Raw genomic sequence first — 21548 nt, 5'->3', positions numbered from 1 at the left:
GGGCCACACGCGACCGCCCCTCCTCACGAGTCGTCGCGGCGGCGAAGTCGTGGACGGCCGCGACGCTCTCGGGGGTCGGTCGCGTGTCCGAAAAGTGAGTGTCGTCCCGCTGGAGTAGTGAGACGCTTACGCGGCGAGCTGGTCGTCGTAGTCGCCGTCGTCGATGCGCTTCTTGAACTCGCGGGGGTTGTTGCCCTCGATGGTGACACCGAGCGAGGTGCAGGTCCCGACGACTTCCTTCGCGGCGTTCTTCGTGTCGTACGAGAGGAGGTCAGAGGACTTCTGCTCTGCAATCTTCTTCACCTGGTCGATGCTCAGGTCCGCGACGAAGTTCTCCTGGGGTTCGCCGGAACCGGTCTCGAATCCGGCCTCGTCCTTGATGAGTTCGGCCGTCGGGGGGACACCGACTTCGATGCTGAACGAGCCGTCGTCGTCGTACTCGACCGTCACGGGGACTTCCATCCCGTCGAACGCGGCGGTCTGTTCGTTGATCTCTTGGACGACGTCCTGAACGTTCACCGGGGTCGGGCCGAGCTCTGGACCGAGCGGCGGGCCGGGGTTGGCCTCTCCGCCGGGAACGAGCACTTCGATAGTTCCAGCCATACCTCAAGTCACCCTTCGGCGACTTTTAACGGTTTTCTTTCGCGCGAGCGTCCCTGCGTGTGAGAGCCACGCAACGGATACGGCGTTCCGACGGGCCGGGTGGGTGACTCAGATATCGACGGTGAACGGCCCCGCGTCGGCGGCGCGTTCGGCCATCGCTCCGAGGAGCGACGCCACCGCGTCGACGTCGTCGGTGTCGACGACTTCCACCGGCGTGTGCATGTAGCGGTTCGGGACGCCGACGTTCAGCGACGGGATTCCGCTCTTCGAGGTGTAGAACGCGTCTGCGTCCGTCCCCGTTCGGATTCCGGCGGCCTGCAACTGCACCTCGATGTCGGCATCGGCGGCGGCGTCGCGCGCGAGTGCGACCACCGCGGGGTGGTTCGCGCTCCCTCGCGAGACGACCGGTCCCCCGCCCAGCGTCACCGGACTGCGGCGCTTGCCCGCCACGTCGGGGTTGTCCGTCGCGTGCGTCACGTCGATGGCGACGGCGACGTCGGGGTTCAGGTCGTGGCCGACCATCTTCGCTCCCTGAACGCCCAGTTCCTCCTGCACCGTGCTCACGGCGTACACCGTCGCGTCGACGTCCGCCTCGACGGCGTGTCTGAGTGCCTCCGCGGCGGCCCACGTCCCGACGCGGTTGTCCATTCCTCGCGCGGCCAGTCGCGTCCCCTGCAGGTCGCGGACGCGCGTGTCGACGGTCACAGGGGGTCGCCCACTTCGACCAACTCGCGAGCCTCGTCGTCGCTCTCGACGCCGATGTCCACGAACTGCTCTTTCAGGTCGTCGTACTCCTCGTTGCCGGTGTCCCGGAGGTGGATGGCCGTCTGTCCGACGACGCCCGGAACGCCGCCGTCGGCGGCGTGGACCGTGACGTGTTGGCCCTTCGAGACGGTTCGGTCCGCGCCGCCGATGGCCTCGATGCGGAGGAACCCGTCGTCGGTCACGTCGCGAACGATGTACCCGATTTCGTCGGCGTGGCCCGTGAAGGCGATTTCGGGGGCCGAGTCGTCTCCCTCGTGGACCGCGACGGCGTTGCCGTAGGCGTCGACGGTCACCTCGTCGGCGAACTGTTCGACGTAGGCGACCCAGATGCGCTGTCCGTCCGCTTCGTAGCCGGAGGGACTCGGCGTCTCCAGGAGGTCCCTCAGAAACGTTCGTCGTTCGTCGTCCATAGCTATCGGGAGGAAGAATCACCACCTCAAGGCATCGGTCCGAGACGCCGAACGGGGAGTGGCACAACGATTATGCGTCCTGTCGGCGTATCGAAACGCAATGGGAGACAAATCGTTCACGCTCTTCGAGATTCACCTTCCCGACGCGACGTTCAGCGCGTCGAACACCACGCCGCGACTCCGGTGGTCGAAGCAGGCCGACGACGGAAGCGACGACGGCGAGTACCACTCCATCGAGGTCGGAGACGACGAACCCGCGGCGGACGAGGCGGGCGCAGACGCCGACTCCGACGGCGAGGGCGAGTTCGCCGGCGTCGACAAGTTGGACTCCGGGCGCTCGGCGGACGTCGCCGACTCGGACGACGCGGACGAGAGCGAGGCGCGAGTCGACGCCGACGACGCCAGCGACACCGATGCCAACGATGCCAGCGACGCCAGCGACGACGAGACGGGCGGCGGCGTCGGCAAAGCGGCGGTCATCGCACTCATCCTCCTCGTGGCGCTGGTCGTCGCCATGAAGGTGTTGAGCGGCGACGACGACGTCGACGAACTCGACGACCTCTCGGACGTCTCCATCGAGTCGAGCGGTTCGAACAGCGGCGACGACGAGTAACGCTTCGTCACCCCTGCGGCCGTTCGGGTCGCCCTCCCGCGGAGACACTCGGATAGTCTTAAGCGGCGTCCGTGGAATCCTCGGATATGACCGTCTCCAGCGCTCCCGGCAAGGTGTACCTGTTCGGGGAGCACGCAGTCGTCTACGGCGAACCCGCGATTCCGTGCGCCATCGAGCGTCGAGCGACCGTCTCGGCCGAGGCGCGCGACGACGACCGAGTTCGCGTCACCGCACCGGACCTCAGCCTCGACGGCTTCACCGTCGAGTACGGCGGCGACGGCGGCGGCCGCCCGGACGTGAACGTCGCGAAGGGCCTCGTCGAGGCCGGAATCGGCTACGTCGACGCCGCCGTCGAACAGGCCAGAGACGCCCTCGACCGGCCGAACGCCGGGTTCGACGTGACCGTCGAGAGCGACATCCCTCTCGGCGCGGGACTCGGCTCTTCGGCGGCCGTCGTCGTCGCCGGCATCGACGCCGCGACACGCGAACTCGGCCACCCGTTGGACGCCGCCGAACTCGCCGACAGGGCGTACCGCGCCGAACACGAGGTGCAGGACGGGCAGGCCTCCCGCGCGGACACGTTCTGCTGTGCGATGGGCGGGGCCGTCCGCGTCGAGGGAGACGACTGCCGGCGCATCGAGACGCCGAACCTCCCGTTCGTCGTCGGGTTCGACGGCGGCGCGGGCGACACCGGCAAACTCGTCGCCGGGGTACGCGAACTCCGCGAAGAGTACGGATTCGCCGCCGAGACCGTCGAGAACATCGGTGACCTCGTCCGCCGCGGGGAGGAGATTCTGGCCGACGCCGACCCCGGCGACGACCCCACGGCGGACCTCCTCTCGGAGTTGGGCCTGCTGATGGACTTCGACCACGGCCTGCTCGAAGCGCTCGGCGTCTCCTCGCGCACCCTCGACAACATGGTGTGGGCCGCCCGCGAGGCGGGCGCGCACGGCGCGAAACTCACCGGCGCGGGCGGTGGCGGCTGTATCGTCGCACTCGACGCGACCAGAGAGACGGAGACGGCGCTTCGCTACACCGCCGAGTGCGAGGACGTCTTTCGGGCCGAACTCGCCCACGACGGCGTCCGGGTGGAAGAATGACGACGGTGCTCAAACTCGGCGGGAGCGTCGTCACCGACAAGGCGACGCCGGAGACGGTGGACGAGGAGACGCTCGGGGCGGCCGTCGAAGCCGTCGCCGACGCGGACCCCGCCCGACTCGTCGTCGTTCACGGCGGCGGCAGTTTCGGCCACCACAACGCCGAGAAACACGCCGTCAGCAGCACCGACGGAACCGACGACGCCGAAGCCGTCTTCGAGATTCACGACGCGATGCGCCGTCTGAACGACGCCATCGTCGCGCGACTGCTGGCGGCGGGCGTCCCCGCGCTTCCGGTCCACCCGCTCTCCGTCGCCGTCAGAGACGCCGAGGCGGACTTTTCGCTCCCACTCGATTCGACGGCGACGATGCTGGACGAGGGGTTCGTCCCCGTCCTCCACGGCGACGTGGTGGCGCACGCCGGGTCGGGCGCGACCATCGTCAGCGGCGACGAACTCGTGACGAGTCTCGCCCGCGGACTGGACGCCGACCGGGTCGGACTCTGTTCGACGGTTCCGGGCGTCCTCGACGAGAACGACGAGGTGATTCCGGAGATTACGTCGTTCGAGGACGTGGCGAGCGTCCTCGGCGGCAGCGACACCACCGACGTGACCGGCGGGATGGCCGCGAAAGTCCGCGAACTGCTCGAACTCGGCGCGCCCGCCCACGTGTTCGGTCCCGGCGCCCTCGCGGACTTCCTCGCGGGCGACGACGCGGGCACCGTGATTCGCGGGTAGTCGCTCGACGGCGGCGAACCGACGCCGTCTCCGACCGAGCACGCGGCGTCTCGACTCGCGGAGAGCGGAGCGAGGGTCGAAGCGCTTCACACGTCGACGCGCAGGCCGTCGCGGGCGAATCGAACGTCTCCGCCGTAGTGGGCGGCGATAGAGTCGAGCATCTCCTCGTGTTTTCCGTCGGTGTGCGGGTACAGATGCGTGAGGTAGACGCGGCCGACGTCGTGACCCGCGAGTGTCTCGCCCAACTGCGTCGGCGTCGGGTGGTTCGACACGTCAACCTCGTCGGGGAACGAGCAGTCGTGCGCGAGAACGGTCGCGCCGTCGGCGAACGTCGCCAACCCCTCGAACGCCTCGGAGTCCCCGGAGAAGACGAAGTCGCCGTCCGCACCCGCGAAGCGGTAGGCGAGACAGGTCATCGAGTGTCTGGTCTCTCTCGCCGTCACGTCGAACCCGGCGACTTCGAACTCCCCCGTGGTGACCTCTCTGACCCGGAGTTCGACTCGCTCTTGGAGGTAGTCGTGGACGTCCAGCAACCCGTCGAGCAGTCGTTTCGTTCCCGTCGGGCCGACGACTTCGAGATGCGTCTCTCCCGCTAGCCACCGCGCCTTCAGGAGGGCCAAGAGGTCCGAGACGTGGTCCAAGTGGTGGTGCGTGAGAAGAACCGTCGCGACGCCCTCGTAGCCCACCTCGGTGTTCGCGAGGCGGTGGAGGACCCCGCTCCCGCAGTCGACGAGGAGCGCTCTGTCGTCCGATTCGAGGAGCAGACCGGTCTGGACGCGGTCGGGGAGAGGCATCGCACTGCCCGTTCCGAGGAACGTGACGCGCATACCTGTCCTACGTCGAGGCCGGTGTTAGTGATGGTGACTCTCCATACACACTACCCCGAGACTGTCTTCAAAATCTGAATGTCTGACGAAGATTAATAACCTGCCCGTCGTTTAGGTCTCGGTATGGCAACGACCGCGAGTAAATCACTGTTCACCGTCGACGCGGACACCGCCACGAGTACCGCCATCGTCGACGCGGTGAGCGCCGCGTCGGGAATCTCCCCGCTCGAACTCCCGCCGTTGTACGATGCGATAGACCCCGACGCGGTCGACGCGCTGTTCGCGGGGCGCGGAGCGAACGGAACGCTGCAGTTCCGCTACGCCGACTACGTCGTGACCCTCACCGGGAACGACCAGATAGAACTCGCTCGCGACTGACCGCCCTCCGCTCGGCCCGTCGGCCCACCGTCTCGCCGCCGCGAGCGCGCTCTCGCGTCGCGCGGGCGCAACGGACTTACAGGCGCGGCCCCGACTGCGGACAATGAGTAGCCGTGGACGGAAACTGCTCTGCGAGGCGGCGAGTCGAGCGGACGACCCGTTCGGCTTCGACCCGGAGACGGTTTCGCTCGCGGACGAGGACGTGCTCTCTCGGCTCGAACCCTCCGTGAGGGAGTGGTGGGTCGACCAGTTCGGCCGCTACGTCGAGGGCAACGGCGGGTTCTTCACGCCGCCGCAACGCGAAGCGGTCCCGCTCATCGACGAGGGTGAGAACGCGCTCATCTGCGCGCCCACCGGGTCCGGGAAGACGCTCGCCTCCTTTACGGCCATCATCAACGACCTCTTTCGGCGAGACAGAGAACTCGAAGACGGCCTGGAGAACTCCGTTTACTGTCTGTACGTCTCACCGCTGAAGTCGCTCGCGAACGACATCCACCGGAACCTCGCGCAACCGCTGGACGGAATCGCGGCGAAGATGGAAGAACGCGGCGAAGAGGTGGCGATTCGGCACGCTATCCGCCACGGCGACACGTCCAGTGCCGACCGCCAGAAGATGCTGGAGACGACGCCGCACATCCTCAACACGACGCCCGAGACGCTCGCAATCTTGCTGAACTCGCCGAAGTTCAAAGAGAAACTCCGGACCGTCGAGTACGTCGTCGTCGACGAGATTCACAGCCTTGCGGAGAACAAACGCGGCACGCATCTGTCGGTCTCGCTCGAACGCCTGGAGAACCTCTGTGAGTCCTCGCCGACCAGAATCGGCTGTTCGGCGACGGTCGAACCCCTCACGACGATGGCGGAGTATCTCGTCGGCCGCGACGCGAACGGCGAGGCGCGCGACTACGAGATAGTCGACACGCGGTTCGTCCGCGACTTCGACGTCCGGTTGGAGTGTCCGACCGACGACCTCATCGACACGCCCCGCGGCGTCGTCCAGGACCGCTTCTACGACCGACTGGACGAGTTGATACGCTCGCACACGAACACGCTCGTCTTCACGAACACCCGGTCGGGGGCCGAACGCGTGCTCCACACCCTCAGAGAGGAGTACGACGACTACGACGAGACCAACTCTGGCTGTCACCACGGCAGTCTGTCGAAAGAGCGCAGACAGGAGATAGAAGGCCAGTTGAAGGCGGGCGAGTTGGACGTCGTCACCACCTCCACGAGTCTCGAACTCGGCATCGACATGCCGCACATCGACCTCGTCGTACAGGTGGGGTCGCCGAAGTCCGTCGCCTCCCTCCTCCAACGCGTCGGGCGGGCGGGCCACCGACTCGGCCAGACGGTCGAGGGCCGCGTCGTCGCCCTCGACAGAGACGAGTTGGTCGAGTGCGCGGTGATGCTGAAGAAAGCAGAAGAGGGGTTCGTCGACCGCGTGTTCGTCCCAGAGAACGCCCAGGACGTGGCCGCACAGCACGTCTACGGCATGGCCATCAACCGGGTGTGGCGCGAGTCGGAGATTCGTCAGACCCTCCGGCGGGCGTACCCGTACCGGAACTTCTCGGACGCCGAGTGGGAGCGGTTGATGGCGTATCTCACGTCGGACTACGACGGACTGGAGGACAAGAACGTCTACGCGAAGGTGTGGCGCGACACGAACGACGCGCCGGACGGCGAACACCACTACCCCGAGTACGACGTCGGCGAACACCTCGTCGGCAAGCGCGGCCGGATGGCCCGCGTCATCTACATGACGAACATCGGGACCATCCCCGACTCGTTCACCTGCGACGTGGTGACGCGGTCCGGCGACCAGTGGGTCGGCCAGTTGGACGAGAACTACCTCGACACCTTAGAGGAGGGCGACGTGTTCGTCCTCGGCGGCGACCGCTTCGCCTACCGCTATCGCCGCGGGTCGAAGGTGTACGTCGACCGGACGAGTCAACGTCCGACCGTCCCCTCGTGGTTCTCCGAACGCCTTCCGCTCTCGTACGACCTCGGGCGCGAGATAACGCGGTTTCAGGGCGAACTCGTCCGCCGACTCGAAGACGGCGGCGCGCCCGGCGTCCGGACGTGGCTCAGGGAGTTTCCGCTGGACGAGAACAGCGTCCGGGCCATCACTCGGATGTTCGACGAACAGGTACGGTACGCCGGCCCCGACAGCGTCGCCACCGACTCCCGCCTCGTCGTCGAAGAGCAACTCGACCGGACGGAGTACCGCAGACACTTCTACGTCCACTCGAACTACGGCCGGCAGTTCAACGACGGCCTCTCGCGACTCCTCGCGTACCACTGCGCGCGGCGGTCGAACACGAACGTCCAGGTCGCCGTCGCCGACAACGGCTTCACCATCTCGATGCCGCTGAACCGGAAGGTGGACCTCCGCAACGTCTTCTCCGACCTCGACCCCGAGTCGGTGGACGAGGACCTCCGCGCCGCACTCGACGGCACCGACCTGCTCAAGCGCTACTTCCGCATCAACGCGACGCGGTCGCTGATGATTCTGAAGCGCTACAAGGGATACGAGAAGTCCGCGGCCCAACAGCAGGTGTCCTCGGAGATGCTCCTCTCGTTCGCCGACGACCTCGACTCCTTCGCCGTGATGGAGGAGACGTACAGAGAGATTCTGGAGGACAAGCTGAACGTCGCCGCGGTGAAAGACGTGCTTTACGACGTCGAGGCGGGCGACGTTGAACTCGTCTCCCGCACCGTCGACTCGCCGACGCCCCGAGCGTTCGGTCTCGCGACGCTGACGGCGAGCGACGTGGTCCTCGCGGAGGACGAAAACGAGGTGCTCAGAGAGTTCCACGCCCGCGTGATAGACGAGATAGGCGAGGACGAAGCCGTGCCGGTGGACGACTGAAGCTCAGTTCACCAGCAACCAGAGCGCGACGTAGGTGACGCCGCCGATGAAGATTGCGACGAGGAAGTCGCTGATACCAGTCCCACCGAGGAGCGTGAGTACCACTCCGGCGAGTGCACCGGCGATAGCGCCGATGACGCCGCGTCTGAAGGCGTCCGACTGCTCGAACCGTTCTCGCAACGTAGTCATGAATCGGTGGCGATAGGTCGTCGGACGTGAAGAACGCTCCGGCGTGTGTCGAGCGTCTCGGAGAACACCTGTGTCCGGCAGTCGCCTCGTTCAGCTCACACGTCGTAGACGGGAATGTGCGCGTAACGACCGTAGACGGTCCCGAGGACGTAGCCGTAGGCGACGTGCGCGAGAAGCGAGAGGACGAGAAAGAGCGCGAGCGTCACGCCCGTCTGACCCGTCCAGAAGGCGACGGCGAACCCCGTCCAGACGACGGCGGAGAACGCGGCGCCCTTCCGCGCTACCGTCTCGCCGGGCATGAACACCGCGAGCGAGACGAACAGTAGCGGGAGCGTCGTCATCCCGCCGGCGACGAAGATGAACAGACCGAGCGAGAACCCGCCCAGTCCGACGATAGTCGAGAGGCCGGAGACGGCCGCGAGGTCGAACGCGCCGAGAATCCACGCGAGACCGAGGAACGGAGCCATCGACGCCATCCCGGCCAACCCCGCGGCGGCACCGAGCAACGCCTGTCGGATACCGAGCAGTTTCACGTCGCTCTGTTCGGCCTTCGGCCGAGACATCTCCGAACGCTCGTTCGACATAGATACACACACGGCGTCTGCGAGCAAAAGCGTTCCCGCCGGACGGAGCGCTCCAGAGACGACGCCGCGTCAGCGACGCGCCCACTCCAGCATCCGCGCGTAGAACGGGTCAGAGGCGAGGGCGTCGGCGTCGCCGACGAGGACGAGCGACTTCTTCGCCCGGGTCAACGCGACGTTGATGCGCCGGTGGTCCTCGAAGATGGGGCCGTCGATACGTCCGCTGACGACGAACGAGACGAGGATGACCTCCTTCGAAGAGCCTTGGAATCGGTCGACGGTGTCGACGGTCACGTCCGTCCGGCGGCTTATCTCGGCGACCTGCGCGCGGAACGGCGCGATGACGCCGATGTCGTCCGGGTCGACGCCGGCGGCGACGTACGTCTCCACCAGTTCGGCGATTCGGTCGGCCTCGCCGGGGTTGGTGTTGCCGACGCGGGGACTGTCGCTGTCGACGAACGCCACCGGGTCGTGCAGGTCGTCGGGGAGGACGGATTCGTCGATGCCGAGGTCCGAGAGGCGTTGGGCGGCCACCTCGCCGGTCGCCGGGCGGAGTGCGCCGTCGTAGAACTCCGCCGACGAAAAGGCCTGTATCCGCTGGCTCATCCGGTACTGGCGGTCGAGCATCACCGACGCGTCGGGGTACTCCTCGACGAGACGTTCGAACAGCGACCGCTGGAGGTCGTTCTCCGCGCGCACGACCGGCGGCAACTGTTCGTGGTCGCCGACGAGGACGAACCGGTCGGCGCGGTTGATGGCGGCCAGTGTGCCGGGTTCTGTCAACTGCGACGCCTCGTCCACGAGGGCCACGTCGAACGACTGCTCGCGGACGACGCGCGACCCACAGGAGGCGGTGGTGGCGGCGACGACGGGCGCGCCGTTCAGTTCCGCCGCGCAGTCGTTCGGTTCGCCCGCCGTCTCCAGACGGAGTTCCTGCATGTCCTCGCGGACGCCGTTCTCGGTGCCGACGCGGACGATGGAGTCGAAGCCCTGGTCGCGGAGGGCTTCCAGGGCGTTGTCGACGGCGCGGTTCGTGAACGCAGACAGGAGGACGCGGTTGCCGTCGGCGACGAGGGCGCGGACGATGCGGGCGATGGTGTACGTCTTGCCCGTCCCCGGCGGCCCGTGGACGAGGGCGGCGTCGTCGGCGTCGACGGCCAGTCTCACGGCGTCGTCCTGCGAGTCGTTGTTGTCGATGTACGTCCGCGAACTTCGGTCGGTGAACGCCGGTTCGCGGCGGCCGAACAGCACGTCCTTTCTCCGCTCGTCGCCCTTCAACAGGGCGTCGTGGACGGCGGTGAGCATCCGCGAGACGGATATCTCGGAGGGGTAGACGTCGAGTCGGCGCACCGAGACGGGTTCGTCCGCCGTGACGACCACCTCGTCTCCGAGTTCGCGGATGCGACAGAGTTCGGCGTGCCCGCCGACCGGGTCGCCGTCGCTGGCGAGACAGATGTCCCCCTCGCGGAGTTTCGACACCGCGTCGTCCGTCTTCGTCGCGCGGAGTTCCCACCGACCGCCCTCGATTTCGCGTCGACCGGCGGGTTCGAGGCCGAGTATCGCCCGGTCGTCCGCGGCGCGTTCTTCTGCGGACTGCTCCCAGAGCTTTCGGTACTCCTCGTGCGTCTCTCGACGCTCTTCCTCGATGGCGCGGTAGAGTCGGTCGAAGTAGTCGCGTTCGTCCTCGGGGAGTGGCGACCCAATCTGCCCGGCCTTCGACTCCTGGTTCAGGCGGCCGGAGACGACCATGCAGGTGTCCTTCTCGAAGCAGTACTCGCACTTCGCGTCCGCCTCGAACCCCGTGGGCACCGAGAAGTCGAACTCCATCGCGGCGATTTCGTTTCGCTTGCGGACGACGAACTCCAGGAGGCCCTTCCCGATGGAGAACTCCTTTGCGGGCGAGAGGTCGCCGGACTCCTCGTTCCGTTCGAGCGTCGTGTTCTTCGTGTACAGGAGGGTCCCGGTGTCCGCGGGGACGCCGCGTTCCGCGAGGACGAGGGCGTACGCGGCGGCCTGAATCTTGTCCTGAAACCGCGGGTCGCGCCTGAGGTTCTTGCCCGTCTTCAACTCGACGGGCATCCCGCGCCGGAGGGCGTCCGCGCGCCCCTTGATTCCGAACGTCGGCGAGATGAGGGTGTACTCGGAGCGCCACGCGTCCTCTTCGGTGAGCGTCCCCTGCGCCAACCAGCCCTCGATGGCGGCGGCGTTCCGACGCACCTCGTCTCTGACTTCGGCGGCGTCGTAACCGAGGAGTCCCAGTTGCAAGCCCGCCTCGGCGACGCGTTCGTCGATGGAGTCGTCCAAGTCTCTGCCCCGGAGGAGGTCACCGAACACTTCGTGGACGACGGTCCCTTTCACCACCGGGTAGTTCAGCGGGATGCCCGACAGCTTGTTCAGATAGTACATCCGCGGGCACTGCACCCACGACCGAACGTCGGTCACGTCTACGAGGAAGTCGGGTTCGAGGACGACGTAGGACTCCTTCGAGGTGGAGTACGTCTTCTCGCCGCGGTACTCCGACTCCTCGGCGTCGGTCACGAGGAGGTCCATCCCGGGTTCCGCGAGGTCGGCGGTGTGGGTCCACTTACCCCAGAGCGTCACCCGGACGTACGCGTCTCCGTCGGCCGCATCGGCGTCGTCGTCGACGCCGTCGGGACGAATCGACACCTCGGCGAGCGACCGCGTTCCGTACTGCGTCTCCACTTCGCGTTCGTCGCCCACCTCGACGATGCGGCCGCGGAGGTTCACACAGACTGGTCCGTGCCGGGGCGAAAAACGCTGTCGGTCGCGGCGGTGGGACGGCGAGGGCGCGACTTGCCCGCCGAACCGCCGGAACCGGCACGCTCATCCGACGCGCCGTGGTACCGTGGGGTATGCGCGTCAGGGACTGGACAGACATCCTGTCGGACGTCACCGACTCGGGCGCAGACCCCGAGGGCTGGCGGGCCGTCGCGGGCCACCGCGAAGACGGCCTCGGCGAGGAACTCTTCTTGGGCCACCCGAACGTCGGCGTCTACGAACTGAAGACGTACGCGAAGAACCCCCTCGAAGTGCGGGGCGTCGGGTCGCGCGTCGCCCGCCGCATCGACGACGAAATCGACCCCCTGCTCCCGCGACGCGGCGACGACGGCGGCCGGTTCGCCGTCCAATCCGCGCCGGAGGACGAGGACCACGCGAAGTCGATGGCGACGCGCGTCGAGGAGACGGTGAAAGTGCACGCCGAGGCACCGACGACGCCGGAAGACTTCTTCACCGACCTGATGGACGCCGTCGACAGTCCCGCGTTCGGCCCGATGGAGTACGAGTTCGACGGCCGACCCGACCGCTTAGACGATTTGACCGACGAGTTCGCCGACGCCGACGAACTCCTCGACCGAGACTTAGACGAACTCATCGAGGAAGACGACGTCGGCCGTGGCTTCCAGTAGCACCGAACTCGGGAGTCCGCGACCCGACCCGTAACCGTGTTTTCAAATCCCTCCGACCCGACTATCGACCATGAGCGCACGGGCGACCGTCGAGGACTACTACGAGGCCCTCCGCCGCGGTGAACCCCTCTACCCGTACTTCGCCGAGGAACCCGACGCCGTGAAGTTCGGCGTCGGCGAGACGCTGGCGGGGTACGACGCCATCGCGGAGGGACTCCGCGAACAGACGCGGACGACGACCGATTGGGTCGTCGAGAGCGACGCTCTGCGCGTCGTCGAACGCGACGGCCACGCCACTTTCTCCGACAGCGTCCGGATGGCGTGGACGGACACGGACGCGGAGACCGACTACGACTTCGACACGCGGTGGAGCGGAACGCTCGAACGGCGAGTCACCGCAGGCGACGACGCCGAGGAGTGGGTGTTCCTCGGGATGCACGTCAGCGTCGCCTACGAACGGGAGGACGAGTGATGGTCGGGCCGAGCATGACCGACGACGAACGGACGGCCGCGGGGACTCGTCTGAGAGTCGGATTCGTCCTCCTCGTGGCCGTCTCGGGTGCACTCGTCGCGCTTCAGGCGGGCGGCGACCTCTTCTACGTCGGCGGCGGCTTCGTCGGCGGACTCCTCCTCGGCCTCGTCCTCGTCTACTTCCTGGTTCGGTGGTGGGCCGAGTTCGTCGCGACGACGAACCGTCGGTGAGTCGCGAGCGGTGACGGTGGTTCAGAGACGCGATTCGGGGTTGACCCGCGAAATCCACTTCCACGGGTTCTCTATCTCGGCTTCGGTCGGCAGGTTCTCCGGTTTCTCCCACACGACCGAGGCCGCACCGACGCCGCGTTCGTCCGCGACCGTCTCGAAGAACTTCGCGCCGCGTTCGTACTGACGGCGTTTCATTCCGAGGCCGAGGAGTCGACGGGCGATGCGGGCGACCGGACCGCCGCCGCGACGGCGGGCGTCGAGTTTCGCGCGCAGGTCTTCGTACTCCTCGTCGAACGCGCGGTCCATGAGCAGTTCCGCGTAGCCCTCCACGGCGGTCATCGCCGTGTCGAGGTCGGAGAACGCGTCGCGGTCGAACTCGCCGTCTGCGAGGGCGTCCAGTCCGTCCTGCATCCGCGTCTCCAGGTGGTCCGAGAGCCACGGCGCGGCTCCGAACTCGGCGGCGTGCGACACCTCGTGGAAGGCGATCCACCGGCGGAAGCGAGGGAGGTCGACGTCCAGGGACTCGGCGGCCTTGACGATGTTCGGGTGGACGAAGTAGAGGCCGTGCGCCTCGTCTCCCTCGGCGAGGAGGAGGGGGTCGTACTGGCCGAGCACGTTCTTCCCGAGGAACGAGAGCATGAACGCCATCGTCCCGGTGTTGACGACGCGGGTGACGCCCGGGAGGGCGACGCGGCCGCGTTCCTCGATGGGGCGCATGACGCGTTCGAAGGTTCGGATGTTCGCGTCTATCCAGTGGTGTCGGTTCTGTACCTCGATAGCGTCGGGGACGTCGAACTCCACCTCGCCGACTTCGCGGAGGCGGGCGCGGGCGTCTCGCACGTCCGTCGCGTACCCCTGTCGGTCGGCCTCGGAGAGCGTGAGGTCACCGGGGTCGGTCACGTTCTTCGCGGCGTCGGCGACTGCTGACCAGTCGATGGCACCGGTGCCGTCGCCGTCGCCCGAAGCGGTCGCGACCGCGTGGACGCTGCGGAAGATATCCATACGGAGTGGTCGGGGTGGGGAGACAAAACCCTTGTTCCAGTCTCACGGCCCGAGACTCGTCTTTATCCGCGTCGCCGTCGACAGTCGTTCATGCTCACCGTCGACCACGTCGCCTTCGGGGGACGCGACTTAGACCACCTGCGCGCCGCCGCGGCAAACGTCGGACTGCCGTCGGAGTACGGCGGACCGCACGGCACCGGAACGACCCACATGGCCGTCGTCGGCCTCCCCGACGGTTCCTACCTCGAACTCGTCGCCCCGACGGACGAGAGCGACCCCGCGGACGCGGGATTCTGGCCGGCGCACCTCGCCGCGGACGCCGGGCCGGCGGGGTGGTGCGTCGAGGTGCCGAACGTCGCCGCCGCCGCCAAAACCGCCATCGACGCCGACGTTCGCGTGGACGGCCCCCACGACGGCGCGCGGACCCGCCCCGACGGGACGCCCGTCCAGTGGGACATGTGTTTCGAGGGTCCAGACGGGGACGAACGTCTCCCGTTCACCATCGCCGACCGAACGCCCCGGTCGTACCGAACGACGCCGAACCTCGACTTCGTGGAGTCGCCGCTGGTCGGAACCGCTCTCGTCGTCCTCGCGGTCACCGACGCCGAGGAGACGGCGGCGCTTTTCACCCGCCGGCATCGCCTCCCGACGCCCGTCGAGGCCGCGGGGCCGTTCGAGGCGTTCAGTCTCTGTCCGGGGTCGCCCGTGGCGTTCGCGGAGGCGACGACCGGAGGTGCGCTGGCCGAGCGAATCGAGGCGGTCGGTCAGGGGCCGTGCGCGTACCTCCTCGGCGTCGACGACTTCGAGGCCGCCGCCGACCGGTTCTCGCTGACGACGGAGGAACCCTTCGGCCCGGAGAGCGACCGTCGACTCGCGTGGTTCGACCACGGGGCGTTCCGCGAACGACTGGGCGTCGTCGAACTGTGAGACGGGTCGGAGACGACGGCGAACGGAAAACGGGCGCCGTCGCTCGGCGGGAGGAGACAGCAGTCGCTCGACGGCGAGAGAAAGGAAAATCGAGTCGCGTCGTCGCGGAAATCTAGACTTCGGCTTCGAAGTCTTCGAGCGCGTAGACCTGGTCGGTGCCGCGGCGGTCGAGCGTCTCGTTGGCGAGAAGCCAGTAGACGACCGACAGCGCACGTCGACCCTTGTTGTTCGTCGGGACGACGAGGTCGACGTTCGAGGTCTGGTTGTTCGAGTCACACATCGCGATGACCGGGATGCCCACCGTGATGGCCTCCTTGACGGCCTGCGCGTCGCCGATGGGGTCGGTGACGACGACCACGTCGGGTTCGATGTAGCCCGCGTAGTCGGGGTTCGTCAGGGTACCGGGGATGAAGCGACCGGTGCGGGCGCGAGCGCCCACGGCGTCGGCGAACTTCTTGGCCGGGAACCGACCGTACTGCCGGGAACTCGTGACCAGAATCTGCTCTGGGTTGTAGTTCGCGAGGAAGTCCGCGGCGGTGCGGATGCGCGAGTCGGTCTGACTCACGTCGAGGACGTACAGACCGTCGTCACGGACGCGGTGGATGAACCGCTCCATGTCTTTGGTCTTCTGCTGGGTCCCGATGTGGACACCAGCACCGAGGTAGTCCTCCACGGGGATGAGGAGGTCGGCCTCGTCGTCCGGCATGACGTCCTCGTCGAACGTCGGTTCTTCGGCTTCTTCGGCGTCGGCCTCGTCCGCCGCCGGGGCCTCTTCGGCCTCGGCGCCGGCCTCTTCGGCCTCGGCGACTTCTTCTTCCGTCGTCTCGGCCTCGGTCGTCTCGGCGTCGGTGTCGGCCGCTTCGGCCTCCGCGACGTCGTCGTCGACGACTTCGACCGCTTCGTTGTCGTTGTCTGTCATACTGCGTCGTCCGCGATGCGGATGAGTTCGTTGAGTTTGGCGGTTCGCTCGCCCTGGACCGTTCCCGTCTTGATGAAGGCGGCGTCGGTCGCGACGGCGAGGTGTGCGATGGTGGTGTCTTCGGTCTCACCGGAGCGGTGAGAGATGACGGCGTCGTAGCCGTTGCGGACGGCGAGTTCGACGGCGTCGAACGCGTCCGAGAGCGTGCCGATCTGGTTCGGCTTGATGAGGATGGAGTTCGCGGCGTCGGCGTCGATACCGTCCTGCAGACGGTCGACGTTCGTCACGAACAGGTCGTCCCCACAGATGAGCGTCTTCTCGCCCACGCGGGCGGTCAGGTCGGCGAAGCCTTCGTAGTCGTCCTCGTCGAGGGGGTCCTCGACGTAGACGAGGTCGTACTCGTCGACCATCTCGGCGACGTAGTCCACCTGTTCGTCGGTGGACTTCACCTCGTCACCGTAGACGTACCCGTCCTGCTCGTCGTCGTAGAGTTCGGCCGCGGCCATGTCGAGGCCGAATCCGATCTCGAAGCCGAGGTCGTCTTCCACGTCGGAGACGGCCTCGTCGACGACTTCGAACGCTTCGGCGTCCGAAATCGGCGGTGCCCACGCACCCTCGTCGCCCTTCGCGGCGGGGGTGTCGCGCTCGTCGAGAATCTCCGAGACGCGCGCGTGGACCGCGGCGTTGGCGAAGACGGCCTCGGAGACGCTCGGCGCACCGACGGGTGCGGCGAGGAACTCCTGGATGTGGGTGGCCTCCTTCGCGTGTTCGCCGCCCCCGACGACGTTGCCGAGCGGAATCGGGAAGTTCTCGCCGCGGAAAGCGCCGCCGAGATGCTGGTACAGGGGCGCACCGAGCATGTCCGCGCCGGCCTTCGCGGCCGCCATCGAGATTGCGACGGCGCTGTTCGCGCCGATTTCGGAGAAGTTGTCCGTGCCGTCGGCGGCGCGGAGCGCACCGTCGACGCCGCGTTGGTCTCCGGCGTACACCTCACCGACGAGACGCGGCACCGCGTGGCGCCGCGCGGAGGCGATTGCCTCCGACGGTGGGAGTTCGATGGCTTCGTACTCGCCGGTACTCGCACCGCTGGGTGCGGCCGCGCGACCGAAGCCGCCCGATTCGGTGAGTACGTCCGCTTCGACAGTCGGGTTCCCGCGCGAGTCGAGGACGCGTCGGAGTCTGACTTCCGTGATGAGTGTCATATCACTTACCCTCTCGTTTGACCGTGAACGGCAGTACACCGGCGTCGTACTCCTCGGCCGCGATGAGGATGGGTTCGCTCTGGTCCGTGTCGAGGAGGACGGGTGCCCCGTACGACACCTGCAGCGCTCGTGCGCCGAGGATGCGTGCCTTCTCGTATCGGTTGTAGCGCTGGTGCATTATTGGTACGGTGCCACCACGTCCACAAGGTCTTTGTGCGCGACCATCATGCGACGGCAGCAGTGACGTTCGACGCCGAGTTCGTCGAGAACTGCGGCTGGATCTTCGTCACCTTCGCGGGCGCGCGACTTGAACTCGTCCCAGTGTTCGCCGACGACGTTGCCGCACGTGAAACACCGGACGGGTATCATCATAGCTGAATCACCTCAGCGGTAGGACTTCTGGTAGCGTGCTCGTGCGCCCGGTCCGCCCCACTTCTTGGACTCGGACTGTCGAACGTCGTTGACGAGCAACGAGCGGTCGAAGTCCATGTAGGCGTCGCGGAGTTCGGCGTCGTTGAGGTGCTGCACCAGACCGCGCGCGATGGCGGTTCGCGTGGCGTCTGCCTGCCCGGCGAAGCCGCCGCCGGAGACGCTGACGTCGATGTCGACCTGCGAACGGAGGTCCTCGCCGGCGATGCGGAACGGTTCCAGCATCTTCAGACGGGCCATCTCCGGTTCGGTCAGTTCGACCGGTCGGGAGTTGATACGGACGCGACCTTTCCCCTCGCGCACCGTCGCGCGGGCGATTGCGGTCTTCTTCTTCCCAGATGTGTTCGTTACCATGTGACGTTAGCACCGAGTTTCTCGGAGACCTCTCCGAGCGAGATGAACTTGATGTTCGACAGGCGGTCCAGCGAGGTGTCGTCGAGAACGTCGCCGTCCTCGTCGAACGGGTTGCCGACGTAGACGCGGACGTTCGAGAGCGCCTCGCGGCCGCGGTCGGTCTTGTACGGGATCATCCCGCGAACGGCGCGCTTGAAGATGCGGTCCGGACGCTTGGGGTAGTACGGCCCCTGGTCCGACCCGACTTCCACGCGCTTTCTGTAGACGCTCATCACGTCTTCGTCGGAGCCCGTGATGACCGCGTCTTCGGCGTTCACGATGGCGACCTTCTCGCCGGCGAGCGTGCGCTGTGCGACTTCGCTGGCGACACGGCCGAGGATGCAGTTTCGCGCGTCGACGACGACGTCTGCGTCGAACTCTGCGAGACTCATCGGATCACCCGTACGTTAGAGCCTTCGGGGTTGTCTTCTGCAATCTGTTCGAGGGTCACCGTCGAACCGACCTGCTCGATCTTCTTGCGGGCCGACGACGAAAAGTCGACAGCCGCGACGGTGACGTTCTTCTCCAGCACACCGCTGCCCAGCACTTTGCCGGGGATGATAACGGTCTCGTCTTCCTTGGCATATCGTTCGATACGACCGAGGTTGACCTCTGCGTGGGTGCGCCGGGGCTTCTCCAGACGGTCCGCGATGTCCTGCCACACGTTGGCGCCAGACTCACGAGAGACCGCCTTCAGCTCGGCGATGAGACTGTTGAGTCTCGGGTTAGTCTTACTCATTGTCTACCTCCTTCTGAGAAAACGGAGTGCAGGGAGCAGGATTTGAACCTGCGGACCCCTATGGGACAGCGCCCTGAACGCTGCGCCGTTGGCCAGACTTGGCTATCCCTGCTCGCACTCCGGTCTACTGCGTGCCCCTTCAAACCAGTTTCGGTCCGACGGTCCTCTGACAGACGTTCACGCGACTGCGAGACGTCCGCTGTGGCCGTCAGGGCGGCCGTTCCCGCCGCTGTCGCGGCGGGCGTCCGTCGACTGGTGATCTGTGGGGCAGTCATGGTTCTATATCGCTACTTTCTCTTCGAGTTCGGCCGCGCGGTCGGAGATGCTCTCCACCGCGCGTCGGACCAGTTCCTCGACGGTGAACGACCCGTCCGTCTCCACGTGGAAGACGAACGCGCCGGGCACGTCGTGTACCTCGACGTCCTTGCCGGGGTACCGCTTCGTGAGGTCGTTGTCGAACTCGGACGTGGGGACGAGCGCACCGTCTTCGGCGCTCTCGTCGGCGGCGTGTTCGGCGGCCGCCTCTTCGATGACACCACGGAGAATGTTGGGTTCCTGCTCTTCGAACTCGTTGGCGTCGCCGACGACCTCAACGCGGTGGAGGTGTCGGTAACCGACCGCGACGCCGCCTTGGTGCTTGGCGTGCGCCTTCCCGCTCCCGAGGACGGCGTCGGCTTCCAGTTGAAGCCGCTGGCCCTCCTTGAGTTCGATGATGGGCACGTTCAGCTCTGCGGGTTGGACGAGTTCGTCGGACGACTCGATGTCTCCGGAGTACGCCGTCGCCGGACCCTCCACGTCGAGTGCGAGGGTCACGACGTCGCCTTCCTCGAAGTCGTCGAGCGGCGTCGTGAGCGGAACGAGGCCGAGTCGAAGACCGATCATCTCGTCGAACATCACCGACGAGTTCTCGACGAACCGGACGGTGTCGACGCTGAACGTCGGGACGTCCGCGACCATCGCACGGCGGATGCCGTTGGCGACGGCCGGGGTCATGCCCCGGACGAGGAAGCGTGCTTTTCGGTCTTCGCGTTCGATGAACTCGACCTCGAAATCTTCTGCCATGGATCTGTGTTAGAGTCGGCTGTTTTTCGGTGCGCGAGTTCCGTCGTGCGGAATCGGCGTGACGTCCTCGATGCGCCCGATTTCGAGTCCAGCACGGGCCAGTGCACGGATGGTCGCCTGTGCGCCGGGTCCGGGACTCTTGTTGAGGTTCCCGCCGGGGCCGCGGACGCGAACGTCCAGGCCCTCGATGCCGGCGGCTTTGACTTCTTCAGCCACCGTCTGGGCCATCTGCATGGCCGCGTACGGGGACGCCTCGTCTCGGTTCTGCTTCACCACGGCACCACCGGACGACTTCGCTATCGTCTCTGCGCCGGTCTGGTCGGTGACGGTGATGAGCGTGTTGTTGAACGATGCGTGCACGTGGGCGATTCCCCACTTACTGCCGGAGTTCTCTGATTCGCTCATTGGTTACTCCTGTCCCTCTGCTCTTTCGGGGTGCAGCTCGTCCGAGAGAGGGCTGCGCTCGTCGAACTCGACGAGACCCTCTTCGGAGACTTCGACCTTCTTCGACGGGCGCGTGACGCGTGCGCCGTCGACCACGACGTGGCCGTGGAGGATGAACTGACGCGACTGCTTCGGCGTGTGGCCGAGACCTTTGCGGTAGGCCACACTCTGCAGACGGCGTTCGAGGATGTCGGTCACGTCGAGACCGAGGACCTCGCTGATGTCGTCGTCCTCCGAGAGGATGCCGTAGCGGCGGAGTCGGTCGAGGAACTCCACGCCTAACTCTTCGGCGAGTTCCATGTCGCCCTGCGCTTCGCCGATGAGGCGTCGGGCCTCGCGGCGGTAGTTACGCAGTTCGGACTGGGCGCGCCAGAGTTCTTCTTTGTTCTTCAGGCCGTAGCGTCCGAGGAGGTCGGCCTCCTGCGCGATACGCTCGCCCTGGAACGGGTGGTTCGGCGTCTCGTAGAACTTCGTGTTCTTTCCGGTCGCCATTATTCGTCACCACCCTCTGCTTCGGCGGCTTGTTCTTCTTTAATCGCCTCGACGTTGACGCCGATGGTCCCCTCGGTACGTCCCGTGGACTTCGTGCGCTGTCCGCGCACTTTCTGTCCGCGCTTGTGTCGGACGCCCTTGTAGGAGTTTATCATCTTCATGCGGTTGATGTCGTGGCGACGTTTCTGTTCGAAGTCCGAGCCGGTCTCGTGGGTGGTCTCGCCGGTGTAGAAGTCGTCTCGGCGGTTGATCATCCACTCTGGGGCGTGGTCGGTGAAGTTCTCGACGACGTCGACGACGGATTCGATGTCGTCTTCGTCGAGAAGTCCGAACGTAGCCGTTCGGTCCACACCCGCGGCGTCGGCAACGATGCGCGCCGTGCGCTTGCCGATACCCTTCATGTCGGAGAGACTCCGCTCTACCGTCTTCGTGCCGTCCAGGTCGGTCTGACCGATTCGGACGAAGTATCGGAGGTTCTCTTCCTCCTCGGGAGCGTCGTCTTGTGGTTCTTCTGCACTCATGACTGGAAAGTCGGGTGAGCGTTGCGGCGGGGATTCGAACCCCGGAGGCGGTGTGCCACTGAGTTAGCAACCCAGCGCCTTGGGCCAGGCTTGGCTACCGCAACACATGCTCTGGTTACTGTCGCCCTCTCGGACTCGGGGCCGACGCCCCTACATCGTATTGCAGTCGAAAGGAAACGTGGACTCTACTTAAACATCACGATAGGGCGTTCGGGTGAG

Annotated in this window: 26 protein-coding genes, 2 tRNA genes and 1 pseudogene; 9 read left to right on the top strand and 20 right to left on the bottom strand. The window is 66.5% G+C overall.

Features of this window, described 5'->3' with window-relative positions; all coding sequences use genetic code 11:
* Positions 1 to 126 precede the first annotated feature (126 nt).
* Positions 127 to 603, bottom strand: coding sequence for a 50S ribosomal protein L11 (locus BM282_RS12920; protein WP_089881719.1), 477 nt, complete (start codon positions 601 to 603; stop codon positions 127 to 129).
* Positions 604 to 711: 108 nt separating this feature from the next.
* Positions 712 to 1778: pseudogene (locus BM282_RS12915) on the bottom strand (M28 family peptidase).
* A 100-nt stretch (positions 1779 to 1878) separates the two neighbouring features.
* On the opposite strand from BM282_RS12915, the gene BM282_RS12910 reads away from it, so the two are divergent.
* From BM282_RS12910 to BM282_RS12900, 3 genes are all read left to right on the top strand, one after another.
* Complete coding sequence (locus tag BM282_RS12910) at positions 1879 to 2391, top strand: hypothetical protein (RefSeq protein WP_089881716.1); 513 nt, start codon at positions 1879 to 1881, stop codon at positions 2389 to 2391.
* An 86-nt stretch (positions 2392 to 2477) separates the two neighbouring features.
* Complete coding sequence (gene mvk, locus BM282_RS12905) at positions 2478 to 3491, top strand: mevalonate kinase (protein WP_089881713.1); 1014 nt, start codon at positions 2478 to 2480, stop codon at positions 3489 to 3491.
* Complete coding sequence (locus tag BM282_RS12900; RefSeq protein WP_089881710.1) at positions 3488 to 4225, top strand: isopentenyl phosphate kinase; 738 nt, start codon at positions 3488 to 3490, stop codon at positions 4223 to 4225. The genes mvk and BM282_RS12900 overlap by 4 nt, the downstream gene beginning before the upstream one ends.
* An 86-nt stretch (positions 4226 to 4311) precedes the next feature.
* On the opposite strand, the gene BM282_RS12895 is transcribed toward BM282_RS12900, so the two are convergent.
* Complete coding sequence (locus tag BM282_RS12895) at positions 4312 to 5052, bottom strand: MBL fold metallo-hydrolase (RefSeq protein WP_089881707.1); 741 nt, start codon at positions 5050 to 5052, stop codon at positions 4312 to 4314.
* 123 nt (positions 5053 to 5175) lie between these two features.
* On the opposite strand from BM282_RS12895, the gene BM282_RS12890 reads away from it, so the two are divergent.
* A complete protein-coding gene (locus BM282_RS12890) occupies positions 5176 to 5430 on the top strand; it encodes a HalOD1 output domain-containing protein (RefSeq protein WP_089881704.1) in 255 nt (84 codons plus the stop codon).
* 103 nt (positions 5431 to 5533) lie between these two features.
* The gene (locus BM282_RS12885; protein WP_089881701.1) at positions 5534 to 8299 is read left to right on the top strand and encodes an ATP-dependent helicase; all 2766 of its coding nucleotides are present in this window, start codon (positions 5534 to 5536) and stop codon (positions 8297 to 8299) included.
* Between the two features lie 3 nt (positions 8300 to 8302).
* Here the strand turns inward: BM282_RS12885 and BM282_RS12880 are convergent, their stop codons facing one another.
* The 3 genes from BM282_RS12880 to BM282_RS12870 all read right to left on the bottom strand — a co-directional run bounded on the left by BM282_RS12880 (position 8303) and on the right by BM282_RS12870 (position 11817).
* Positions 8303 to 8488: a hypothetical protein gene (locus BM282_RS12880; protein ID WP_089881698.1), complete on the bottom strand. Its 186-nt coding sequence runs from the start codon at positions 8486 to 8488 to the stop codon at positions 8303 to 8305.
* A 95-nt stretch (positions 8489 to 8583) separates the two neighbouring features.
* Positions 8584 to 9072, bottom strand: coding sequence for a DUF6789 family protein (locus BM282_RS12875; RefSeq protein ID WP_089881695.1), 489 nt, complete (start codon positions 9070 to 9072; stop codon positions 8584 to 8586).
* 69 nt (positions 9073 to 9141) lie between these two features.
* The gene (locus BM282_RS12870; protein ID WP_089881692.1) at positions 9142 to 11817 is read right to left on the bottom strand and encodes an AAA domain-containing protein; all 2676 of its coding nucleotides are present in this window, start codon (positions 11815 to 11817) and stop codon (positions 9142 to 9144) included.
* A 125-nt stretch (positions 11818 to 11942) separates the two neighbouring features.
* On the opposite strand from BM282_RS12870, the gene BM282_RS12865 reads away from it, so the two are divergent.
* The 3 genes from BM282_RS12865 to BM282_RS12855 all read left to right on the top strand — a co-directional run bounded on the left by BM282_RS12865 (position 11943) and on the right by BM282_RS12855 (position 13199).
* Positions 11943 to 12497 (top strand): hypothetical protein, encoded by a 555-nt coding sequence (locus tag BM282_RS12865; RefSeq protein WP_089881688.1) that lies wholly within the window; start codon positions 11943 to 11945, stop codon positions 12495 to 12497.
* Positions 12498 to 12567: 70 nt separating this feature from the next.
* Complete coding sequence (locus tag BM282_RS12860; protein ID WP_089881685.1) at positions 12568 to 12969, top strand: nuclear transport factor 2 family protein; 402 nt, start codon at positions 12568 to 12570, stop codon at positions 12967 to 12969.
* The gene (locus tag BM282_RS12855; protein ID WP_089881683.1) at positions 12969 to 13199 is read left to right on the top strand and encodes a hypothetical protein; all 231 of its coding nucleotides are present in this window, start codon (positions 12969 to 12971) and stop codon (positions 13197 to 13199) included. The genes BM282_RS12860 and BM282_RS12855 overlap by 1 nt, the downstream gene beginning before the upstream one ends.
* A gap of 21 nt (positions 13200 to 13220) precedes the next feature.
* On the opposite strand, the gene BM282_RS12850 is transcribed toward BM282_RS12855, so the two are convergent.
* Positions 13221 to 14201 carry a zinc-dependent metalloprotease gene (locus tag BM282_RS12850; RefSeq protein WP_089881680.1) on the bottom strand — a complete coding sequence of 327 codons (981 nt, stop codon included), beginning with the start codon at positions 14199 to 14201 and terminating at the stop codon, positions 13221 to 13223.
* A gap of 90 nt (positions 14202 to 14291) precedes the next feature.
* Between BM282_RS12850 and BM282_RS12845 the strand changes: the two genes are divergently transcribed.
* A complete protein-coding gene (locus BM282_RS12845) occupies positions 14292 to 15128 on the top strand; it encodes a VOC family protein (protein WP_089881677.1) in 837 nt (278 codons plus the stop codon).
* Positions 15129 to 15240: 112 nt separating this feature from the next.
* Here the strand turns inward: BM282_RS12845 and rpsB are convergent, their stop codons facing one another.
* The 13 genes from rpsB to BM282_RS12780 all read right to left on the bottom strand — a co-directional run bounded on the left by rpsB (position 15241) and on the right by BM282_RS12780 (position 21433).
* Positions 15241 to 16047 carry a 30S ribosomal protein S2 gene (gene rpsB / locus BM282_RS12840; RefSeq protein WP_089881675.1) on the bottom strand — a complete coding sequence of 269 codons (807 nt, stop codon included), beginning with the start codon at positions 16045 to 16047 and terminating at the stop codon, positions 15241 to 15243.
* A complete protein-coding gene (gene eno / locus BM282_RS12835; protein WP_089881671.1) occupies positions 16044 to 17249 on the bottom strand; it encodes a phosphopyruvate hydratase in 1206 nt (401 codons plus the stop codon). Before eno ends, rpsB begins: the two co-directional genes overlap by 4 nt.
* A 1-nt stretch (position 17250) precedes the next feature.
* On the bottom strand, positions 17251 to 17430 hold the full coding sequence (locus tag BM282_RS12830; protein WP_175501553.1) for a DNA-directed RNA polymerase subunit K: 180 nt from the start codon (positions 17428 to 17430) through the stop codon (positions 17251 to 17253).
* The gene (locus BM282_RS12825; RefSeq protein WP_089881665.1) at positions 17427 to 17621 is read right to left on the bottom strand and encodes a DNA-directed RNA polymerase subunit N; all 195 of its coding nucleotides are present in this window, start codon (positions 17619 to 17621) and stop codon (positions 17427 to 17429) included. Before BM282_RS12825 ends, BM282_RS12830 begins: the two co-directional genes overlap by 4 nt.
* 12 nt (positions 17622 to 17633) lie before the next feature.
* A complete protein-coding gene (locus tag BM282_RS12820) occupies positions 17634 to 18032 on the bottom strand; it encodes a 30S ribosomal protein S9 (protein WP_089881664.1) in 399 nt (132 codons plus the stop codon).
* Positions 18026 to 18463: a 50S ribosomal protein L13 gene (locus tag BM282_RS12815; protein WP_089881661.1), complete on the bottom strand. Its 438-nt coding sequence runs from the start codon at positions 18461 to 18463 to the stop codon at positions 18026 to 18028. The genes BM282_RS12820 and BM282_RS12815 overlap by 7 nt, the downstream gene beginning before the upstream one ends.
* A complete protein-coding gene (locus BM282_RS12810; RefSeq protein ID WP_089881658.1) occupies positions 18460 to 18810 on the bottom strand; it encodes a 50S ribosomal protein L18e in 351 nt (116 codons plus the stop codon). Before BM282_RS12810 ends, BM282_RS12815 begins: the two co-directional genes overlap by 4 nt.
* 27 nt (positions 18811 to 18837) lie before the next feature.
* Positions 18838 to 18922: transfer RNA gene (locus BM282_RS12805), tRNA-Leu, on the bottom strand.
* Between the two features lie 167 nt (positions 18923 to 19089).
* Positions 19090 to 19872 (bottom strand): DNA-directed RNA polymerase subunit D, encoded by a 783-nt coding sequence (locus tag BM282_RS12800; RefSeq protein ID WP_089881655.1) that lies wholly within the window; start codon positions 19870 to 19872, stop codon positions 19090 to 19092.
* Between the two features lie 9 nt (positions 19873 to 19881).
* Positions 19882 to 20277, bottom strand: a complete 396-nt coding sequence (locus BM282_RS12795; protein WP_089881654.1) for a 30S ribosomal protein S11 — start codon at positions 20275 to 20277, stop codon at positions 19882 to 19884.
* A 3-nt stretch (positions 20278 to 20280) separates the two neighbouring features.
* On the bottom strand, positions 20281 to 20808 hold the full coding sequence (locus BM282_RS12790) for a 30S ribosomal protein S4 (protein WP_089881651.1): 528 nt from the start codon (positions 20806 to 20808) through the stop codon (positions 20281 to 20283).
* Positions 20808 to 21329 (bottom strand): 30S ribosomal protein S13, encoded by a 522-nt coding sequence (locus tag BM282_RS12785; RefSeq protein WP_089881648.1) that lies wholly within the window; start codon positions 21327 to 21329, stop codon positions 20808 to 20810. The genes BM282_RS12790 and BM282_RS12785 overlap by 1 nt, the downstream gene beginning before the upstream one ends.
* A gap of 19 nt (positions 21330 to 21348) precedes the next feature.
* Positions 21349 to 21433, bottom strand: a tRNA-Ser gene (locus tag BM282_RS12780).
* Positions 21434 to 21548: the final 115 nt, after the last annotated feature.

This window comes from Halogeometricum limi, from assembly GCF_900115785.1.
Classification (GTDB): Archaea; Halobacteriota; Halobacteria; order Halobacteriales; family Haloferacaceae; genus Halogeometricum; species Halogeometricum limi.
Note: the sequence above shows the minus strand (reverse complement) of the source record. Positions and strands in the feature narration are given on the sequence as shown.